The organism is Desulfocucumis palustris, assembly GCF_002933875.1.
In the GTDB taxonomy this organism is placed as follows: Bacteria; Bacillota; Desulfotomaculia; order Desulfotomaculales; family Desulfocucumaceae; genus Desulfocucumis; species Desulfocucumis palustris.
Genome location: NZ_BFAV01000003.1, coordinates 22,129 through 40,545, shown reverse-complemented (window position 1 = coordinate 40,545; position 18,417 = coordinate 22,129). Strand labels below are relative to the sequence as shown.

Annotated in this window: 16 protein-coding genes; 14 read left to right on the top strand and 2 right to left on the bottom strand. The window is 52.0% G+C overall.

Translation table 11 applies throughout. The features are described from left to right. The first annotated feature begins 184 nt into the window (after nucleotides 1–184). From DCCM_RS00355 to DCCM_RS00305, 11 genes are all read left to right on the top strand, one after another. The gene (locus DCCM_RS00355; RefSeq protein WP_231702582.1) at nucleotides 185–1,486 is read left to right on the top strand and encodes a histidine kinase; all 1,302 of its coding nucleotides are present in this window, start codon (nucleotides 185–187) and stop codon (nucleotides 1,484–1,486) included. A gap of 5 nt (nucleotides 1,487–1,491) precedes the next feature. After that, complete coding sequence (locus tag DCCM_RS00350; RefSeq protein WP_104370494.1) at nucleotides 1,492–2,295, top strand: LytR/AlgR family response regulator transcription factor; 804 nt, start codon at nucleotides 1,492–1,494, stop codon at nucleotides 2,293–2,295. 111 nt (nucleotides 2,296–2,406) lie between these two features. Further along, nucleotides 2,407–2,760, top strand: coding sequence for a hypothetical protein (locus DCCM_RS00345; protein WP_373855378.1), 354 nt, complete (start codon nucleotides 2,407–2,409; stop codon nucleotides 2,758–2,760). A gap of 206 nt (nucleotides 2,761–2,966) precedes the next feature. Next, a complete protein-coding gene (acpS, locus tag DCCM_RS00340) occupies nucleotides 2,967–3,386 on the top strand; it encodes a holo-ACP synthase (RefSeq protein ID WP_444979461.1) in 420 nt (139 codons plus the stop codon). Continuing rightward, nucleotides 3,349–4,914 (top strand): NAD(P)H-hydrate dehydratase, encoded by a 1,566-nt coding sequence (locus DCCM_RS00335; protein WP_104370486.1) that lies wholly within the window; start codon nucleotides 3,349–3,351, stop codon nucleotides 4,912–4,914. The genes acpS and DCCM_RS00335 overlap by 38 nt, the downstream gene beginning before the upstream one ends. Further along, entirely contained in the window at nucleotides 4,911–6,044 is a 1,134-nt protein-coding gene (gene alr / locus DCCM_RS00330) for an alanine racemase (protein ID WP_104370485.1), read from the top strand. Before DCCM_RS00335 ends, alr begins: the two co-directional genes overlap by 4 nt. Before the next feature lie 912 nt (nucleotides 6,045–6,956). Then, the gene (locus tag DCCM_RS00325) at nucleotides 6,957–8,306 is read left to right on the top strand and encodes a putrescine aminotransferase (protein WP_104370484.1); all 1,350 of its coding nucleotides are present in this window, start codon (nucleotides 6,957–6,959) and stop codon (nucleotides 8,304–8,306) included. A gap of 95 nt (nucleotides 8,307–8,401) precedes the next feature. Next, nucleotides 8,402–8,794 carry a 4Fe-4S dicluster domain-containing protein gene (locus DCCM_RS00320; protein ID WP_165791966.1) on the top strand — a complete coding sequence of 131 codons (393 nt, stop codon included), beginning with the start codon at nucleotides 8,402–8,404 and terminating at the stop codon, nucleotides 8,792–8,794. A 3-nt stretch (nucleotides 8,795–8,797) separates the two neighbouring features. Beyond that, nucleotides 8,798–10,558, top strand: coding sequence for an aldehyde ferredoxin oxidoreductase family protein (locus tag DCCM_RS00315; RefSeq protein ID WP_104370482.1), 1,761 nt, complete (start codon nucleotides 8,798–8,800; stop codon nucleotides 10,556–10,558). 197 nt (nucleotides 10,559–10,755) lie between these two features. Beyond that, the gene (locus DCCM_RS00310; protein ID WP_104370481.1) at nucleotides 10,756–10,998 is read left to right on the top strand and encodes a MoaD/ThiS family protein; all 243 of its coding nucleotides are present in this window, start codon (nucleotides 10,756–10,758) and stop codon (nucleotides 10,996–10,998) included. Nucleotides 10,999–11,044: 46 nt separating this feature from the next. After that, on the top strand, nucleotides 11,045–12,502 hold the full coding sequence (locus DCCM_RS00305; RefSeq protein WP_104370480.1) for an amino acid permease: 1,458 nt from the start codon (nucleotides 11,045–11,047) through the stop codon (nucleotides 12,500–12,502). 46 nt (nucleotides 12,503–12,548) lie between these two features. On the opposite strand, the gene DCCM_RS19380 is transcribed toward DCCM_RS00305, so the two are convergent. After that, nucleotides 12,549–14,366: a sigma-54-dependent Fis family transcriptional regulator gene (locus DCCM_RS19380; RefSeq protein ID WP_104370479.1), complete on the bottom strand. Its 1,818-nt coding sequence runs from the start codon at nucleotides 14,364–14,366 to the stop codon at nucleotides 12,549–12,551. Nucleotides 14,367–14,594: 228 nt separating this feature from the next. Here DCCM_RS19380 and DCCM_RS00295 point away from each other — a divergent pair, with 228 nt between their 5' ends. From DCCM_RS00295 to DCCM_RS00285, 3 genes are all read left to right on the top strand, one after another. Continuing rightward, the gene (locus DCCM_RS00295) at nucleotides 14,595–14,987 is read left to right on the top strand and encodes a hypothetical protein (RefSeq protein ID WP_104370478.1); all 393 of its coding nucleotides are present in this window, start codon (nucleotides 14,595–14,597) and stop codon (nucleotides 14,985–14,987) included. 201 nt (nucleotides 14,988–15,188) lie between these two features. Then, nucleotides 15,189–15,527, top strand: a complete 339-nt coding sequence (locus DCCM_RS00290; protein ID WP_104370477.1) for a P-II family nitrogen regulator — start codon at nucleotides 15,189–15,191, stop codon at nucleotides 15,525–15,527. A 113-nt stretch (nucleotides 15,528–15,640) separates the two neighbouring features. Further along, nucleotides 15,641–16,978: an ammonium transporter gene (locus DCCM_RS00285; RefSeq protein ID WP_104370476.1), complete on the top strand. Its 1,338-nt coding sequence runs from the start codon at nucleotides 15,641–15,643 to the stop codon at nucleotides 16,976–16,978. Nucleotides 16,979–17,051: 73 nt separating this feature from the next. On the opposite strand, the gene DCCM_RS00280 is transcribed toward DCCM_RS00285, so the two are convergent. Continuing rightward, nucleotides 17,052–18,317, bottom strand: a complete 1,266-nt coding sequence (locus DCCM_RS00280; RefSeq protein ID WP_104370475.1) for a saccharopine dehydrogenase family protein — start codon at nucleotides 18,315–18,317, stop codon at nucleotides 17,052–17,054. Between the last annotated feature and the right edge of the window lie 100 nt (nucleotides 18,318–18,417).

Sequence of the window (18,417 nt, the reverse complement as noted above, 5' to 3'; positions counted from 1 at the left end):
GGATTGTTGAAAACTATAAACGTGTTGGGGCAAATGGTTAAAATCCTTTGCCTTTATTTATTTACTTTACTTTTCTAAACAATATGGTATTGTACTGTTTAAAGGATTCGTTTATTAGTATGTCGAATATTCTGAAGAATGTCAGAATATTTAGGATATTTCTATCTGCGGAGGATGACTTTTCTTGAACAGGGATTTATTCCTTGGCGTCGCCGTAAGGTGGCTGCCCGTTAACGCCGCCGCCCTGGGAGCGGTCGTGTGGCTGAAGCTGCCCGGTAATGTCGCCGGTTTGGTTATGCTTGGCGCCAGTTTTGTTTCTGCCTTGTTATTAATATTTTATCTTAAAGAGAGCTGCAGGATGGGGCAATTGGAGGAACATCCCCTGGAGCCTACCCTGCGCATCGCCAATGAGACCCTTCCTTATCTCAGGCAGGGTCTGAATATGGAGACCGCCAATAAAACAGCCGAAATTATTCGAAAACTTACAGACGTGGCGGCGGTGGCCATAACCGACAATGAAAGGGTTCTGGCATATATCGGGGCGGGGTCTGATCACCACAAGGCGGGTGGGCCCATAATGACTGATGCCACCAAGTCGGTTCTGGCCACGGGAGAATTGAAAATAATTCAGAGCAGGTACGGATTAAGCTGTCCCCAAAAAAATTGTCCCCTCGAATCCGCCGTGATTGCGCCGCTTAAACTAAAGGGTGAAGTGGCGGGTACGGTAAAGCTTTATCAAACCAAACAGGAGGATGTATCCCCCAGTGTGGTGAAACTGGTTGAGGGAGTCGCTCAGCTGCTGAGCCTGCAGATGGAATTGGCGCAGCTGGACAGACAGGCTCAACTTGTAACCAAGGCGGAACTTGACGCCCTGCAGTCGCAAATCAATCCGCACTTTTTATTCAACACCTTAAATACTATTATTATGTTTAGCCGTACCAAGCCGGAAACAGCCCGGAGACTATTGATACGGCTGGCGGCATTTTTCCGCCACGCCTTGAAAAGGCACGGCTATTTTAACTCGTTGAGAGAAGAGATTGAATACCTGAACACCTATATTATTTTAGAAAAGGCCCGTTTCCGGGATAAAATTAAAATTATCAGGGAGTTGGATGAAGACCTTTATGATTATCAGGTGCCGGTTCTGACTATACAGCCCCTGGTAGAAAACGCGATTAAGCATGGTATTCAGCCCAAGGAGGGGCAGGGTACGGTGTGGATAAGGGCTTTTTTGGAGGAAGAGGAAGAGATATTCTTTGAAATAAGGGACAATGGCGTGGGTATTCCGCCTGAGAAGGTGCCTCTGGTGCTCAAGCCCGGTTTTGGATCCGGAAATGGCGTGGGTATGTCCAATGTTCATGAAAGGCTTAAGGGGTTATTTGGGGATGAATACGGCCTGAAGATAGAGAGCACTCCCGGACAGGGAACGTCAATTCAATTCAGAATACCGCTGGTCTGTAAATCATCTGATAAGGAGGTTAATTGAAAAAGATGAAGCTGAAAGCGCTAATAGTGGACGATGAATATCCGGCCAGACAGGAACTGCGTTTTGCCCTGAGCAGTTTTGACAATATTGAAATAGTGGGTGAGGCTGCCAACGCCCAGGAGGCCCTGGCTTTAATCAAAGCCCTGGACTACCAGGTGCTTTTCCTGGATATTTCCATGCCGGGGATGACCGGTCTGGAGTTGGGTGCCGCCATACAGGAACTTCCCAGGCAACCGCACATTATATTCGTTACCGCCTACGATGACTACGCGGTTCAGGCCTTTGAGGTCAATGCCGTGGACTATTTGCTGAAGCCGGTGGAGCACGGGCGATTGAAAAAGGCCATTGACAAGGTGGTAAAGATAACCCAGGAGAGCGCGGCAGGGGGCGAAGCCGCCGCCGCTGCCCAGGATAATGCCATTCCCGAGGCGGACCAGCGGCCACCGGGGACACCCGCCGGCCAGGGGCAGATTAAAATTGACCGTATTCCTGCTGAAAAACAGGGTAAAACAGTGCTGGTGGCGGAATCGGATATTTTCTTCGCCTTTACTGAACAGGATTATATATATATCAAAACATTTTCAGACAAGCTTTTCACCAGATTCACCCTCAAGGAACTGGAAGCCAGGCTGAATTCCTCCATTTTTTTCAGAACCCACCGCTGCTATCTGGTAAATTTGCACAAGGTTAAGGAGATAGTCCCGTTTTTCAACGGAACCTACAATTTGGTGGTGGAGGATAAGGAAAACAGTGAGGTCCCGGTAAGCAGGGCGCAGGCCAAAAAGCTCAGAAAAATACTGGGGTTCTAGGAGAGTGTTGAAAAACACATTGAAAAAACAATAAACGTACTCCAAAATTTAGTATAATTAACCCTCCAACATGTTACACTATTGGCATGATATGTATTAGGAGTGGTTAATTTGCAGGTTGTCTGGGATATGCTCAGCGATAAAAAAATATGGTCGCTGCTGGGAGATGTCAACCGCAAGCTGGATGAGGACGTAACCCGGCTGATGCTCATAGAAATGTTTAGCCGGCTGAAAATAGTGGAAGAGGAGAACCTTGCCCTGAGGGTTTTACTGATGGAGGAGGAACTGGTGGACGAAAAGCTCTATCAGCTGACCCGTAAGGCTGTTAAGGATTTCCTCAAAAAAAAGGATAGCCAGCGTGCCCAGGAAAGCGAGTTTTTTGCCAGTTCCGGTGTTTCCTTTCCCCAGTGGGTTAATTTTAAATTAACCGGTAAATTTGAAAGCAATAACGATTTACAGTTGTAATGGAAAATATTTAAGCTTTAACTGAAGGAACGGTATAGAATCAATAAAGAGAAACTGCCTGGTAGGGGCAGTTCTTTTTTTAAGGCCGGGGGATGCGCCTTTTGTATAAGAGTAAAATTTATGGCAGGTTTTTCATTCTTCGTGGAGAAACCCTGTTAGCCGGTGTCTAACAAAAATCGCGGCAGTTGGGAGGGTGTATTGTTTTGGTGCTGGGAATAGGCACGGATATAATAGAAATTGAGAGAATTGAAAAAGCGGTGAATAGATATGGATTCAGGTTTTTGAACAGGGTATACACCGCTGCCGAAACCGGTCTTTGCTCCTCCCGCAAGGACCCCTACCCCTGTTACGCAGCGCGGTTTGCCGCCAAGGAAGCTGTACTGAAGGCCCTGGGTACAGGCCTGGCAGGGTGCAGGTGGACTGACGTGGAGGTTTGCGGCACACCCTCCGGGGCTCCGGAGGTAAAACTTGCCGGGCGGGCTGTGGAACTGGCCGGGGCGGCTGGCGTAACTGCCGTGCTGCTTAGTTTGAGCCACGACCGGGGCAGGGCTGTGGCATTCGCGGTTGCTTTAAAGGGGGGAATGGATTTTGCGTATCGCAACAGCACGGGAAATGAGGGAGATTGACCTGGCAGCCATAAACCGGTACGGCATTCCAGGGGTTGTATTGATGGAAAACGCCGGGCTGCATGTGGCAAATGCCGTGAGGGCTATGCTGGGAAATGTCCGGGACAGGGTTGTAACCATATTTGCCGGAAAGGGTAATAACGGCGGCGACGGCTTGGTGGCTGCGCGGCACCTGCATAACAGCGGGGCGCGGGTAAAGGTGCTGCTGCTGGCCAGACCGGAGGAAATAACCGGGGATGCCGCGGTCAATTTTAACATTTGGATTAATATGGGGCAGGATGTTTATTCTATAACCCAGGACAGTGAATTTGACCCCGTCCGGCTATTTTTGGCTGAAACTGATTTAGTGGTGGATGCTATTTACGGAACGGGATTTAGAGGCAAAGTAAACGATTTGGCGGGCAGGGTAATGGAAGCCGTTAACGCCGGGGGCAAACCGGTGGTATCGGTGGATATTCCTTCGGGTGTTGAGGCGGATACCGGAAAGGTCAACGGAGCCTGCATCAGGGCCGGCGCCACAGTCACCTTCGGCTTGCCCAAGCTCGGGCTGCTTTTTCACCCCGGGGCCGGCTGCGCCGGAAAAATAAAAATTGCCGATATTTCCATACCTCCGGCGCTGCTCGGGAATGACGGGCTGAAAAGGCACCTGCTGGGAAGGAAAATGGTGCGGGGCTGGCTTCCCGGCAGAGCTGCCGATTCACATAAAGGTAATTACGGAAGTGTTCTGGTGGTGGCAGGTTCAGCCGGCATGACCGGGGCGGCCTGCCTCGCGGCGGAGGCTGCCGCCAGAACCGGCGCGGGACTGGTAACCCTGGCCGTGCCGGAAGGCCTGCATCAAATAGTGGAAACCAAACTGACAGAGGTGATGACATATCCTCTGCCCCAGGAAAAAAGCCAGTCCCTGTCCCCGGAGGCCCTGCCGGTAATCATGTCACTGCTGGATAAGGCGGATGTTTTGGCCCTGGGCCCGGGCCTTTCCACCAATCCGGGAACTGCGCGCCTGGTAAGGGAACTGCTGGGGAAAATATCCGCTCCCTGTGTGCTTGACGCGGATGGGCTAAATGCCCTGGCCGGGCATACGGATATATTTAAAAAGGCCGGGGCGCCCCTGGTGCTTACGCCTCACCCGGGGGAAATGGCCCGTCTGACCGGGTTGAGTACCGCCGACATTGCCCGTGACAGGCTGGCCGGCGCGGAGAAATATTCTTCCCTGTGGCAGTCGGTGCTGGTTTTGAAAGGCGCACCGTCACTGGTGGCGGCCCCCGGCGGTAACGTATACGTGAATTCCACCGGTAATCCGGGTATGGCTGCCGGAGGCAGCGGGGACGTTCTTACCGGTATAATCGCAGGTTTACTGGCCCAGGGGCTGAGTCCGGAAAGGGCGGCTGCCGCCGGCGTATACCTGCACGGATTTGCCGGCGACAGGGCCGCGGCCCGGAAAGGCATGATGGGACTGCTGGCCGGGGATATACTGCTGGCGTTGCCGGAGGTTCTTCGTGAAATGGAGGCAGAGGTGTTTAGAGCATGAATGGTCATTCCATCTGGGCGGAAGTGGATTTAGGGGCAATTGCCCATAATGTAAAGGAAATAAGAAGAATTACCTCCCCCGGGGCAAAAATTATGGCGGTGGTCAAGGCCAATGGTTACGGGCACGGAATGGTTGAAGTGGCCGGAACGGCTCTGGCCAATGGCGCCGCCCGGCTGGCGGTGGCCAGGGCTTCGGAGGGAACCATGCTGCGCAGGGCGGGTATAAATGTTCCGGTGCTGGTTTTGGGTTATACCCCGCCGGATAGTTTTGCTGAAATAATAGATGGCGGCCTCACCCAGACTGTATTTTCACTGCAGTATGCGCGAATACTTGACCGGGAGTGCCGGAGCAGGGGTGTCAGGCTGCCGGTGCATATAAAGGTGGACACGGGAATGGGACGTATAGGCTTTGTCTGCGGGAATAATCAGGCTGTGGCGGATATTCTCCAGGTCGCCCGCATGCCCGGCCTGGACGTGGAGGGCATTTACACGCATTTTGCATCGTCGGACAGTTCAGAGAGAGGTTATACCCTGCGGCAGTTTGAGCAATTCATGGAAATACTCGGCTGCCTGTCCAGGGAAGGTCTTGTTATACCTGTAAGGCACTGTGCCAATAGCGCGGCTGTAATTGAATACCCGGAAACCCACCTTGATATGGTCCGGCCGGGTATAGTTCTTTATGGATTGTATCCTTCCGCCGATGTGGATCAAGGAAAAATAGACCTGCGGCCGGCCATGAGTTTTAAAACCTCGGTGGCATTGGTAAAAAGAGTGCCGCCGGGATTCAATGTAAGTTACGGCTGTACTTATACAACCGGCGGGCCCACGCTGATTGCCACCCTGTCCGCCGGCTATGCCGACGGCTATCCCCGTTCCCTGTCCTCCCGGGGAGAGGTGATGATAAAGGGCCGGAGGGCCCCGGTAATCGGCAGGGTATGCATGGACCAGTTAATGGTCGACGTGGGGCATATTGAGGACGTTCTGCCCGGAGAGGAAGCAGTGCTTTTCGGCATCCAGGAAGGGAGTGTCCTGCCGGTGGAAGAGGTTGCCGATAAGATCGGAACCATAAATTACGAAATAGTGTGCATGGTAGGCGCCAGGGTGCCCAGAATCTTTGTAAACCGCGACTAAGGTAAGGGGACACACCTTCTTAGGCTGCCTGAATTCCTGCGTTTTAACATTTTGTTATATTGTCTAAATTCATTATTGTTTGTTGCTATTCAGGCATTCAGAATATTTCAGTGAGATAAACCGTTCTCTCGTGCTGACTCCTGAGCACCAGGGTTTAACAATTTTCGAAGGAGTGTCCCCCAACGCATGTTAGGGGACACTCCTTTTCGTTAAGCTTAAATTCCTTGCTTGCTTGAATAATTTAATTTTTGCGACACCCGAGAACCGTCCCCTGTCGCATTTCTCAGGGGCGAGATTAGGCGTGTCAATAATGAGAATAAATGTCTGGATTTGCTATTTGCCGATGTGAAAAAGAAATGGGGTTTGTTTTTTCTCATTATTGATATTAATCCGGCCGGGACTGCTTTTCCTTTGGCGGAATGGCAATTACCATTGGATTTGAAAGGAGATATTTGAAATTTATGGTCATTCCCATGTCCGGTTAAAAGGGAATAAATTACTGATATTGGTAAAATAATTTGATTTACAAAAGTATTCTGTATACATGGCGGGTTTTTTCTTTGTTTACGGCTAACAGGTATATTAGTTGCATCTCTTTAGGGGTCAAAGGCACGAAGCTTTTTACCCCTGCAATGTTTTTACGGTTATATATCCGAGACAATATTTAATCCAACGGAGGATGAACCGGCAACGGCGCCTAAAACGGGTTCCAGGTGAACCTGTTGAGGTGCTTTTTTTTCAAAATCATCCCTCCCTGGACTTGCTTGCCGGTGGAAGCCGGCTTGGGGGGAAAAGGAAAGGGGACGTAATTTAAGGTGGGGAATGTTCCCGGTGTTACGTGCGTCGGGTCTTGCGGGCAGGTCAATTAATAAAGCCTCACGCGCAAAAACAATAATTTAGGGGGTAGTTTGTTTGGAGAAGTATTCGGAAGTTATCAAAGAATCACAAATGTACCTTGAGCTTATAGCCAAGAAGGAGCTTACCCGGGAAGAAAAGGATTGGGTTGTCAAAGCCGCCGTGGAAGCTTTCAGTGAGCATGTAAACCCCGGTTTTCTTGAATACAGAAAATCGGTATCCACGGATTACACCTCGGTGGAGTGGAGCGATCAGGGTTCAACCTTCACCGATGTATACGGCAAGGAATATATTGATTGTCTTGGGGGTTACGGCATTTACAATGTGGGCCACCGTCACCCCAAGGTGATGCAGGCCGTTTACAACCAGCTGGATCGCCAGGCTCTCCACAGCCAGGAACTGCTTGATCCCCTGCGGGGCTTTCTGGCAAAACTGGTTGCTGAAATTACTCCCGGGGATTTAAAATACGCCTTCTTTGTAAACAGCGGAACCGAGTCCGTTGAGGGAGGTTTGAAATTTGCCCGGATGTACACAGGCCGCAAGAGTTATATAGTTACCACCAGGGCATTTCACGGCAAATCCCTGGGAAGCCTCAGCGCCACCGCCAAGGGTGTTTTCCGCACGCCGTTTTTGCCCCTGGTTCCCGGCTTCCACCACGTGCCCTACGGTAACGCCGAAGCCATTGAGATGATGCTGGAAAGCTGCGCCTTTATCGGGGAAGATGTGGCCGCGGTGCTGATTGAGCCCATCCAGGGTGAAGGCGGAGTGATTATTCCCCCGGATGATTACCTGCCCAGGGTAAGGGAAATGTGCGACCGCTACGGCGCACTGTTGATATTGGACGAGGTGCAAACCGGCATGGGGCGCACCGGAAAAATGTTCTGCTGCCAGCACAGCAATGTGGTGCCCGATATTTTATGCCTGGCCAAGGCATTCGGCGGCGGCGTGATGCCCATAGGGGCTGTGGTGGCCAGGGAGAAAATATGGGAGAAGCTTGTGGAGAATCCTTTCCTGCACACCACCACCTTCGGCGGAAACCCCGTATGCTGTGCCGCGGCCATCGCCAACATCAATGTATTGCTGGAGGAAAACCTGCCCCGGCGGGCTGCGGAGTCCGGGGAGTACATGCTGGGCAAGTTAAAGGGGCTGGCGGAGAAATACCCCGCGGTGGTCCAGGAAGTCCGCGGCAAAGGTTTGATGATAGGAATTGAATTCCAGAATAATGAACTGGGATACGAAGTGGCCACCGGGCTGTTTGGCGCAGGGGTGCTGGTGGCGGGCACCCTTATCAATGCCAAATCAATCCGCATTGAGCCGCCGCTTACCATCACCCGGGAGCAGCAGGATGCCGTCATCAACCGTCTTGACAAGGTGCTGGAAAATGTAAACAGCTCCGCGGGGAAATAATTATTGGGACATTCCTTCACTAGATTGTTGAGAGGTAGGAAATTGAACACCCCATGGAGGTGTGTCTCCAAACATAAATTGGGGGGAAGCAAAAGTTGAAACTGGCTTTTGAAGCAGAAAAATGCATTGGTTGCCGGTTGTGCCATTTGGCCTGCAGCGGGGTAAAGGAAAATATTTTCAACCCTTCCCTCTCCAGGCTGAAGGTGGCATCGGAGTATTTGAACGGCGGCCTTGTGATCACCGCTTCTTTATGCAGCGGCTGTCTCAGCTGCGCAGAGGCCTGTCCCACCGGAGCCATCAGCGGGGAAAACGGGGTGCCGGTGGTTGACGCGGATATCTGTACCGGTTGCGGTGAATGTGCGAACGCCTGCCCGGAAGGGGTAATAGTGATGCCACCCGATGGGAGGCCCCGGCTGTGTGATTTTTGCGGGGGCGAACCGGTATGCGTCCAGTGGTGCCCCCAGGGAGCCTTAACGGCGGAGGTGTAAAGAGTGGGTTATATTAATTCGGTGCTTCGGGTTAATCTGACAACCGGGGAAATAAGCAGAGAAGGACTGAACAGAAAATGGGCCGATCTTTATTACGGCGGCAAGGGCCTGGGGATTAAATACCTGTACCAGGAGCTTGAGCCGGGCACAGACCCACTTTCGGACGGCAACAAAATAATACTGCTTACCGGACCATTTACCGGAACCATAGTGCCCTGCTCCGGCAAGCTTTCGGTGGTTACCAAGTCACCGCTTAACGGCGCGGCGCTGGACTGTTCCGTGGGTGGAAATATAGCGGGTGAATTAAAATACGCGGGCTATGATATGGTCATCCTGGAAGGGAAGTCGCCAGAACCAGTATACCTCGTCATTGAAGACGGCGAGGCAAGCCTGATGGAGGCGGGATTTCTGTGGGGCAGGGGAACCCTTGACACCGAAAAGGAACTGCTAAAGCTTCACGGCGAGGGTGCCAGGGTGCTTTCCATCGGTCCGGCCGGTGAGAATATTATTCCCTACGCCTGCCTGACTTCGGAGTTGTACCGCCAGGCCGGCCGGGGAGGCGCGGGCGCCGTGTTCGGCTCAAAGAATATTAAGGCCGTGGTGGTCCGGGGCACCGGAGGGGTAGGCGTGGCCGATATGCCGGGCCTGTTAAAAGCAGCGCAAAAGGCCATGCGGGAAGACCTGCTGACTGACACCAACCTCTGGGCCTACACTGACGGCACTCCCATGCTGGTGGAGATGTCCCAGAACTCGGGCATACTTCCCACAAGAAATTTCCAGCAGGCCACCTTTGAAGGATTTGAATCCCTTGCCTCCCCGTCCATGCAGAAAGCCAGGGCCGGTAAAAAGGCCTGCCTGTCCTGCGGCCTGGGCTGCGGAAACTATACGGTTAAGGGCGCGGCCCGGGTGGAAGGGCCGGAATACGAAACACTATCCATTGGCGGCTCCAACTGCGGTATAGCCGACCTGGAAGCCGTGGTTAAATTCAACGCGCTGTGCGACGATCTGGGGCTTGATACCATTTCCATGGGCAGTACCATAGCTTTTGCCATGGAGATGACCGAAAAGGGAATAAAGGATTTGGGACTGCGTTTCGGCGATGTTTCTTCTTACCTGGAAGCCCCGGAGCTTGTGGCTTTCCGGAAAGGCAAGGGCATGGAGCTTGCCCTTGGGGTCAGGGGGCTTTCGGAGCGCTACGGCGGCAGGGAGTTTGCGATGCAGGTGAAAGGCCTGGAGTTTCCCGGCTATGAACCCAGGGGTTCCTGGGGCATGGGACTTGCCTATGCCACTGCGCCCCGGGGAGCCTGTCACATGAGCGCCTGGCCGGTGGCGGAAGAGGCTTACGGGGAGCGGGACCCCTATACCGTTGAGGGAAAGGCCGGGCTGGTGGCGGACCTGCAGCATTACAACGCCCTCAAGTTCTCTCTTATCCTTTGCGATTTCTGGGCGCTCTCCTTTGATTTGATGGCGGAGCTGCTTACTCCCATCCTGGGCAGGGAAGTCGCGGCGGGGGAGCTGGAACTGGCCGGGGAAAGAATATTCAACCTGTTAAGGCTGTTTAACACCAGGGAAGGATTTACCGGGAAAGACGATACCCTTCCGGACAGGATATTTAACCAGGGTCTGGTGGGAGGCCCCGGTGCGGGTAAAATTCTGCCCAGGGAAGAATTTACAAAAATGCTTGGCGAATATTACAGACTGCGGGGATGGGACGCCAACGGCATTCCGGAAAAGGATACTCTCATCCGTCTGGAATTGACGTAATTTTATCCCCTGTCATGCCGCCGGTTGACTTTTGGAATCAGCCGCCGGCGGCTTGATAATCATTTTTATATTATGGTTACTGCTGACGGAAGGGGGGGCTGCCTGGTTTACGTGGAATATAGTACGAATTGGTTCAATTTTCTGTAATTGTTGCCTGAAAAACACGGTGCGTGGCAATAAAGTTTTAGAGGAAAACAATGAGTATTGTAAAGGTGGATTTTCGAGGGCCTCTGACACGCTACGGGAACAATGACGGTTCATTGTCGGAGTATGAGCTGCCTGCTGACAGCGTGGTTACAGTGCAGGATATGCTGGACAAACTGGGTGTTCCTTCCCATCACGTGGGGCTGGTGGCGGTTAACGGTCAGAAAGCCGCCAGGTCGACTGTTTTGAAGGAAGGGTATAAAATAATACTCTTCCCCGTTGTGGCCGGCGGTTAATCTGTTGACGGGCTGCAAAGAGTTTAATTATACGGGAGGAATGATAATGTCAGAACAGGTATGCAATTCCGCCTCTCCCCAAAAGGAAGAGGCCTACTCCAGCGAGCTTAAAAGAGGATTAAAACCCAGGCACCTGCAGTTAATCGCCCTGGGAGGAATTATAGGCAGCTGTTACTTTCTGGGTACCGGTTACGTGGTGGAGTCCACCGGTCCCGCCGCGGTGCTGGCCTATCTTCTTGGAGGTCTTCTGGTCTACATGGTGATGGTTTGCCTGGGCGAACTTGCCGTTCATATTCCAATATCCGGATCTTTTGTGAATTACGCCAACGATTTCATCAATCCCACCTGGGGCTGCGGTGTGGGATGGTCATACTGGACCACCTGGGTAACCTATGTCCCGTCGGAAATGATTGCAGCCGGTATTATCATGAACAACTTTGTGCCAGCCGTCCCGACGGTTTACTGGGCGCTATTCTTCGGAGCGCTTATAACGGTAATCAATCTTGCCTACGTGGGCACCTTCGGTGAACTGGAATTCTGGCTTGCACTAATAAAAATTGTAGCCATCATAATGTTTATCGTCATGGCCGTGCTCATTTTCTTCGGAGTTATCGGAGAACAGGGGTTTGCGGGGAGCACCCACCTGTTTAGCGACGGAGGACTGTTTCCCATGGGCATTTGGGCTGTTTTCCTCACAATGGTTATTATCCTGGTGAACTTCCAGGGTTCCGAAATAATAGGCCTGGCCGCCGGTGAGAGCCAGGAGCCCGAAAAAACCATACCCAAAGCGATCAAAAACGTATCCATCAGAATCATCGTGCTGTATGTTGTTCCGGTGGCCCTGCTGGTGTCAATCATTCCCTGGAACAAGGCCGGACTGGAGGAGAGCGTGTTTGCCATGGCTTTAAACAGCCACGGGTTTAAATGGGCGGGGGCGCTGTTTTCCTTTGTGGTGCTTACGGCAGCCATATCCTGCTCCAACAGCGGCCTTTACGCCACCTCCCGGGCCATGTATTCCCTGGCCAAAGAGGGCATGGCCCCCAGGTTGCTGGCCAAGGTCAACAAAAGGGGGGTACCCTATAATGCCATAATATTCTCCGTGGCCGGCTGCTGGATAGGGGTTATCGCCTTTACCATAGACAAGAGCGAAATGCTGTTTACCTACCTGCTGGCCCTCTCGGGCTTTACCGGGGCCATGGCCTGGATATCCATCTGCTGGTCTCAACTAAAATTTCGCCGGAGACTGGAAAGCCAGAATTACGATATCAACAAGTTGAAATTTAAGGTTCCTTTCTTTCCTTACTTCACCCATTTTGCCATTTGGGTTCAGCTGGCCTGCCTGGTGATAGTGGCGTTGAATCCCGATTTAAGAGCGTCTCTGTACGTGGGGTTGCCCATGTTGATCCTGCCCATGATCTGGTACCATGTTTGGGGTAAAAAGCAAAGGGCGGTAAAAGCGGATAATGACAGGGTAAAATTCGATGACGTATTTATGGGCCATTAAAGTAAATAAGGCAGGGAACAATGCTGTTCCCTGCCTTGTTGAATATTTACGCGGTTTCCGGTGAATAACGGTAGCCTTTGGGCATTGCCAGACCGTATGTCTTTAGCTTGCGGTAGAAGGTGGCCCGGCTTATGCCCAGCAAATCCGGCAGTGACTGGGGATCCACCATTCCGGTTGAAACCTTTTCCAGTAATTCACTGATTATTTTCTTTTCCGTTTCTCCGGTAATGGCGGCGAGGTTGTAATTAGGCCGGTGAGCAGCAGGGCAATTGTTGCCCACAATTCTGGCGGGCAGGCTCTCCATGCCCACCAGCGGTTGGTTTTCCATATTTACCGCGTACTCAATGCTGTTTTCCAGCTCTCTTACGTTTCCCGGCCAGTGGTAGGCCATAAAGACTTTAAGGGTTTCTTCCCGGTAGCCCGCAATCTGTTTTTGCAGCAAGGTATTGTATTTTTGGAGAAAGTGGTCCATAAGTTCCGGTATATCCTCCCGCCGGTCCCTTAATGGGGGGATAACCAGGGGAATAACGTTTAAACGGTAATACAAATCCTCTCTGAATTCTCCCGAAACGCACATTTCTTCCAGGTTGCGGTTTGTGGCGGCTATTATTCTCACATCCACGTCGATGTTTTTGGTGCCTCCCACCCGTTCAACCTGTCGGCGCTGAAGCACGTGCAGCAATTTAACCTGAAGGTGTAGAGGCAGGTCGCCTATTTCATCCAGGAAGATTGTACCTCCGTCCGCCAGTTCGAATTTTCCGGGCCGCCCGCCCTTTCTGGCCCCGGTAAAGGCGCCTTCTTCATAACCGAAGAGTTCGCTTTCCAGAAGGGTTTCCGGAATGGCCCCGCAATTAACTATCACCAGGGGTTTGTCCCGCCGGGGGCTGGCACAGTGTATGGCCCGGGCGAAAAGTTCTTTGCCGGTGCCGCTTTCACCCGTGACAAGTATGCTGGAACTGCTGCGGGCAACCTGCAGGGCTTTTTCCTTCAGATTCGTAATAATCCTGCTTTCACCCTTGATGTGCGAAAAGTGCAGTTCGTGCTGGGTATCGGTAAGCCGGTAGGCCAGACTGCGGGCTTCGGCCATTTTACTAAACATTACCACGGCTCCCGCCGGCTTCTTGTCAATTATGATCGGCCTGGCGGATACCAGCAGGTGCAGGTTTTCTCCCGCTCCCTGGTAAAATTCCTCGTTGTTGTTGTAGCCCGCTCCGGTTTTCAGAACCTTCTTCACCGGGGAATTGGGCCAGAACCGGTCAATGGGCATGCCTTGCAGCAAATCCGGCTTAATTCCGATTACTTCCTCGGCTTTGCTGTTGAAGTGGGTTACCCTGCCGCCGGCGTTAAATGAAATGACACCGGATGTAAAGGATTCGATCATTGTTTTAAAAAGGTTGGTGTTTATGTTAAGCTTGATGAAAGCTTCCTTGGCCGCCACGGTATTAGCCAGGAGAAAGGCCATATGCTGCAGGAAATGTTGAAGTACATTTCTTTTGGTCAGCATGTTCTCCTTTTGTTCCTGGCTGAAGGCCACCAGGGCTATAACGCCGATAATGCTGTCTTCCATTATTATGGGACAGCATATTTCCCCCATTTCACCCATGGTATAGGGGCCGTAGAGTTCATTCTCCCGGGTATCTTCAATAATGAAGCTCTCGCCTGTGCGCAGCACCCTGCCGTAAAGGAAGGGAGAATCCGGGTACACGGCCTCGTAGTCCTTGCTGCCGACCAGTTGACGGTATTTGCCCGTTCCGGCGACAATATTGAATTGCCTGTCCACAATCTCCGTTTCCACGCCCAGGGCTGCGGAAATGGCGTCGGCCACCTGTTGGGCCGTGTCGCTGATTATTTGTAGCGCCGTCACCTTTACGCACCCGCCCCGTTTATATTTTAGTTATATTTGCGGTGCAATGCCCCGGTAAATAATTTCGACGCTTTGATTAAATTAACCTCTTCAATTTGCCGGAGCTTACAGAACCTAGAAGTATTGTTTTGCCTGCCGTTTTTTTGCTATATCACAAACTGGTAATTATTTCTTCCGGGTATATGTTAATAAAAAGGGGTTTAAGCAATACAGGAAGGTGACTTATTAATGGTTGAAATCAGAAAAGGCTGCAGGGATATTGGGGTATTAACGGTTAGTTTTTCAGCTATCAATTTAATCGGCATTTTTGTGGTATTCCGGCTGTTGAACAACTCCCTGGCTCCGGACCCGGTATTCGCAAAGCAAATTAAAGGCGCTCTGGTGACCGTGGCCTTGTTCATAACCGTTATCAACCTGTTGTTGGGGTACCTGTCCATGTTAAAATACAAACACAGTCCGTCCGTAAAGAGCTACAATACCGCGGTCAGCTGTATTATACTGATTGGTTTGATACTGCTGGCCCTTTGCTCCTATTTGCTTTTTAATTATATTTACAGTCTTGAGCATCAGCTGATTTCCTCCGGGGGGGCCTGGAGCTTTTCCTTCAGCACTTGCAGGTAGTGGTGTGTTTTCCCTGCATATTTCGCATTGAAATAGTTCTAATATTTAGTCATAATTATTGATTTTAATTAAGGTTAAATTTATAATGTTAATATCACGTAATAAGATACAAAGGTGTATCAGTAGGCCGATGAAGTCCTAATGCCGTGATTATTATGGGGTTCAGGGCTTTTATTTATTTCTAGGTACGGAGGGTGTACTATGAAAAAAATTGAAGCCGTTATACGCCCGGCTAAGCTTGAGGATGTTAAGGAGGCCCTGGGCAAATACGGCATTCACGGCATGACGGTCTCACAGGTGCTTGGTTGCGGCCTGCAACGGGGGCGGGTCAGCGTATACAGGGGGCATGAATACAGCATTAATCTGCTGCCTAAGTTAAAAGTGGAGATCGTTGTAAAGGACCATCTGGTTGACGAGGTGGTGCGGGTGGTTACGGAAGCGGCCCGCACGGGGGAAATCGGTGACGGCAAGATATTTATTTACCCGGTGGAAAACGCCATACGCATACGGACCGGGGAAAGCGGCAACGATGCCATATAGTAGATAAAATTATTTAATCCAACGGAGGATTGCTAAAGCGAGGGCGCTTTTGTAAAGACCGGCTGCGGTCTTTAAAGGCGCGCCTTTTTTATTTTTCGGGGAGGTTTAAGTATATGGAAGTAAACGCGTCTACCCTGGCATCGGGTATCGATACCGTATGGGTATTGCTTTGCGCTGCCCTGGTTTTCTTCATGGAAGCCGGTTTTGCTTTTCTGGAGGCCGGTTTCGTTCAGGCTAAGAACTCTCTTAATATAGTAATGAAGGTTTTCGCGGACAGCACACTGGGTATGTTGAGCTATTTCATCATAGGTTTTGGAATCATGTTTGGTTTGGACAGGGCCGGGGTTTTCGGCAGCAGCGGCTTCATGCTTTCCGGAGAGCTGGGTCATATTCAGTACCGGGTGCCCATATACGCTTTCTGGCTTTTCCAGGCCGCCTTCGCCATGGCGGTGGCCTCCATTGTTTCCGGGGCAGTGGCGGAAAGAATGAAATTCGCGCCCTATCTTGTTTTTACCGTTCTTTGCACCGGCCTGATTTATCCCCTGGCGGGGCACTGGGTGTGGGGCGCCAACGGCTGGCTGATGCAGCTGGGCATGCTTGATTTTGCCGGCTCGGCGGTGGTTCACGCGGTGGGCGGCTGGAGCGCCCTGGCGGCGGTGCTGGTTCTCGGCCCCCGCAAAGAAAAATACAACAGTGACGGCAGCATAAATGTAATACCCGCTCATAACCTGCACCTGGCCTTTTTGGGCACATTCATCCTCTGGTTCGGCTGGTTCGGGTTTAACCCCGGTAGTTCCCTGTCCGGCCTGGACATGAACATTGCCCGCATCGCCGTAAATACCAACCTGGCGGCCGCGGCTGGCGGCACCACCGGCGCCCTGTTCACCATGTTCAGGTGGGGCAAGCCTGATCCCAGTATGGCCATGAATGGCGCCCTGGCGGGACTTGCCGCGGTAACGGGGGGCTGCGCCTTTATAGCTCCGGCTTCGGCCCTGGCCATAGGCACCGTTGCCGGAGTGCTGGTGGTTCTGGCCGTGAGCTTCTTTGACCGGGTCAAAGCCGACGATCCGGTGGGCGCCATTGCGGTGCACGGGGTCAATGGCACCTGGGGCGCCCTGGCCGTGGGTATTTTTGCCCAGGATGGCGGCCTTGTTTATGGCGGCGGCTTCCATCTGCTGGGAGTGCAGGCCCTGGGCGTGCTTGCTGTTTCGGTGTGGTCCTTTGCGGCAACCGCGCTGGTATTTATGGCCCTTAAAAAGCTCGTGGGGATCAGGGTCAGCGACCAGGAGGAAGCCGAGGGACTGGACCTCAACGAGCATGGTATACCCGCCTATACCGGACTGGTCGCCCCGTCCATGTTTGGCCACGGTGGCGGGCATTCCCATCCCGGGCCAGGGTTGACCCCGGGAATGGCCGGGACCATGTTGTATGTGGAACCGGGAAAACATTAATATTAAAGGGCAGGTATAAATAATGAAGGCGTCTTCGGGGATTTTACCGGCCCCGGAGGCGCCTTTTTATCATTCATCCGGGCTTGCGCCTGTCAAGAGCCCGTTTATATTCGGAATCCATTTCTGTCATGCCAAATGGAAACTCATAGGCTTCCATCAGTTCCATGAAGTAATCCGGGTCGAAGTATTCCGGCCCGTGTACCCCTTTGCCCTGCCAGATGCCTTTGGCCACAAGCTCCAGCATGATTACCGGCGGGAAGGCGGTCTGGGCCACCACCACCTGACAGCCCAATCTCTTCATGCAGTCCTGGTTATCGGCCACCTGGTAAAGATATACCTGCCTTTCCAAGCCCTCCTTTTTTCCTTTGACCCAAATACCCGCGCAGGTCTTACCGAACATTTTGTCACCAATGTACCGGGGGTCCTGGGCCGCGGAGGCCACCACATCCCTGGGGGCGACCTCGACATCACCCACTCTGACCTTTTCCTTGCTATCCAGCCCAAGGGCGTGCAGGATTTTTAACGCTTTTATCAAATCGTCACCCAATCCGAATTTAAAGGTGACCCTCTTCAGCCCCTTGTCAATGTACCTGGGCATCAGAAGAACTTCCTCGTGCTCAACGTTCACCATCTCCACCGGGCCAATCCCTTCCGGCAGGATGAAAATCTCGGGCTCCGAAAATGGCTCGGTGGTGAACCAGCCCTTATCCCGTTCCCATATAACCGGGGGATTTAAGCATTCTTCAATAACAGTCCAGATAGAAAAGCCGAAGGCCACATCGCATCCCCGCACCACCAGGTTATTGCCGTCCCGGACACCGAGCTCCTGGATTTCATCGAAAAGATGCTTTTCCGCGTATTTGGCAAAAACGTCCACCATTCCGGGTTCAACCCCCGAACCGACCAGGGCCAGCAGGTTTTTATCCTCCCACTGCTTAGCCCTGGCGAACTGAAGGTCGCCCAGTTTAATATGAGTTTTTTTGTAAGGCTCAATGGGATGGGCTTCCGACAAACTCATGGCCATATCCATGTACTTACAGCCGGCTTCGTAAGCCGCCTCAAAAATTATCATGTCATAGGAGGGATCGCAGCCATTGATGATCATGTCGGCACTATATTTATCCGCCAGAAAAATAATTTCCTCCTTGTTTTGAGCATTCACCTGCTCCACGGGGAAGCGTTCGGCATCTCCCATTTTTAATCCCACTTCCTGTGCCCGTTCCAGGTTGTAGTCCGAAAGGACCATTAATTCCATCCATTCACTCCCGGGGTCTCTTTTTTTAGCAATGGCGGCAATAGATTCACCTACTCCGCCAACTCCCACTATTAAGAATTTCATGCTGCAGACCTCCTAATTTGTTTGCCACCGGTTTTATCCCGCCGGGAGAGTGTTGAAAAACACATTGAAAAAGCAATTTTCAACGGCCCCCCGGCTGTCT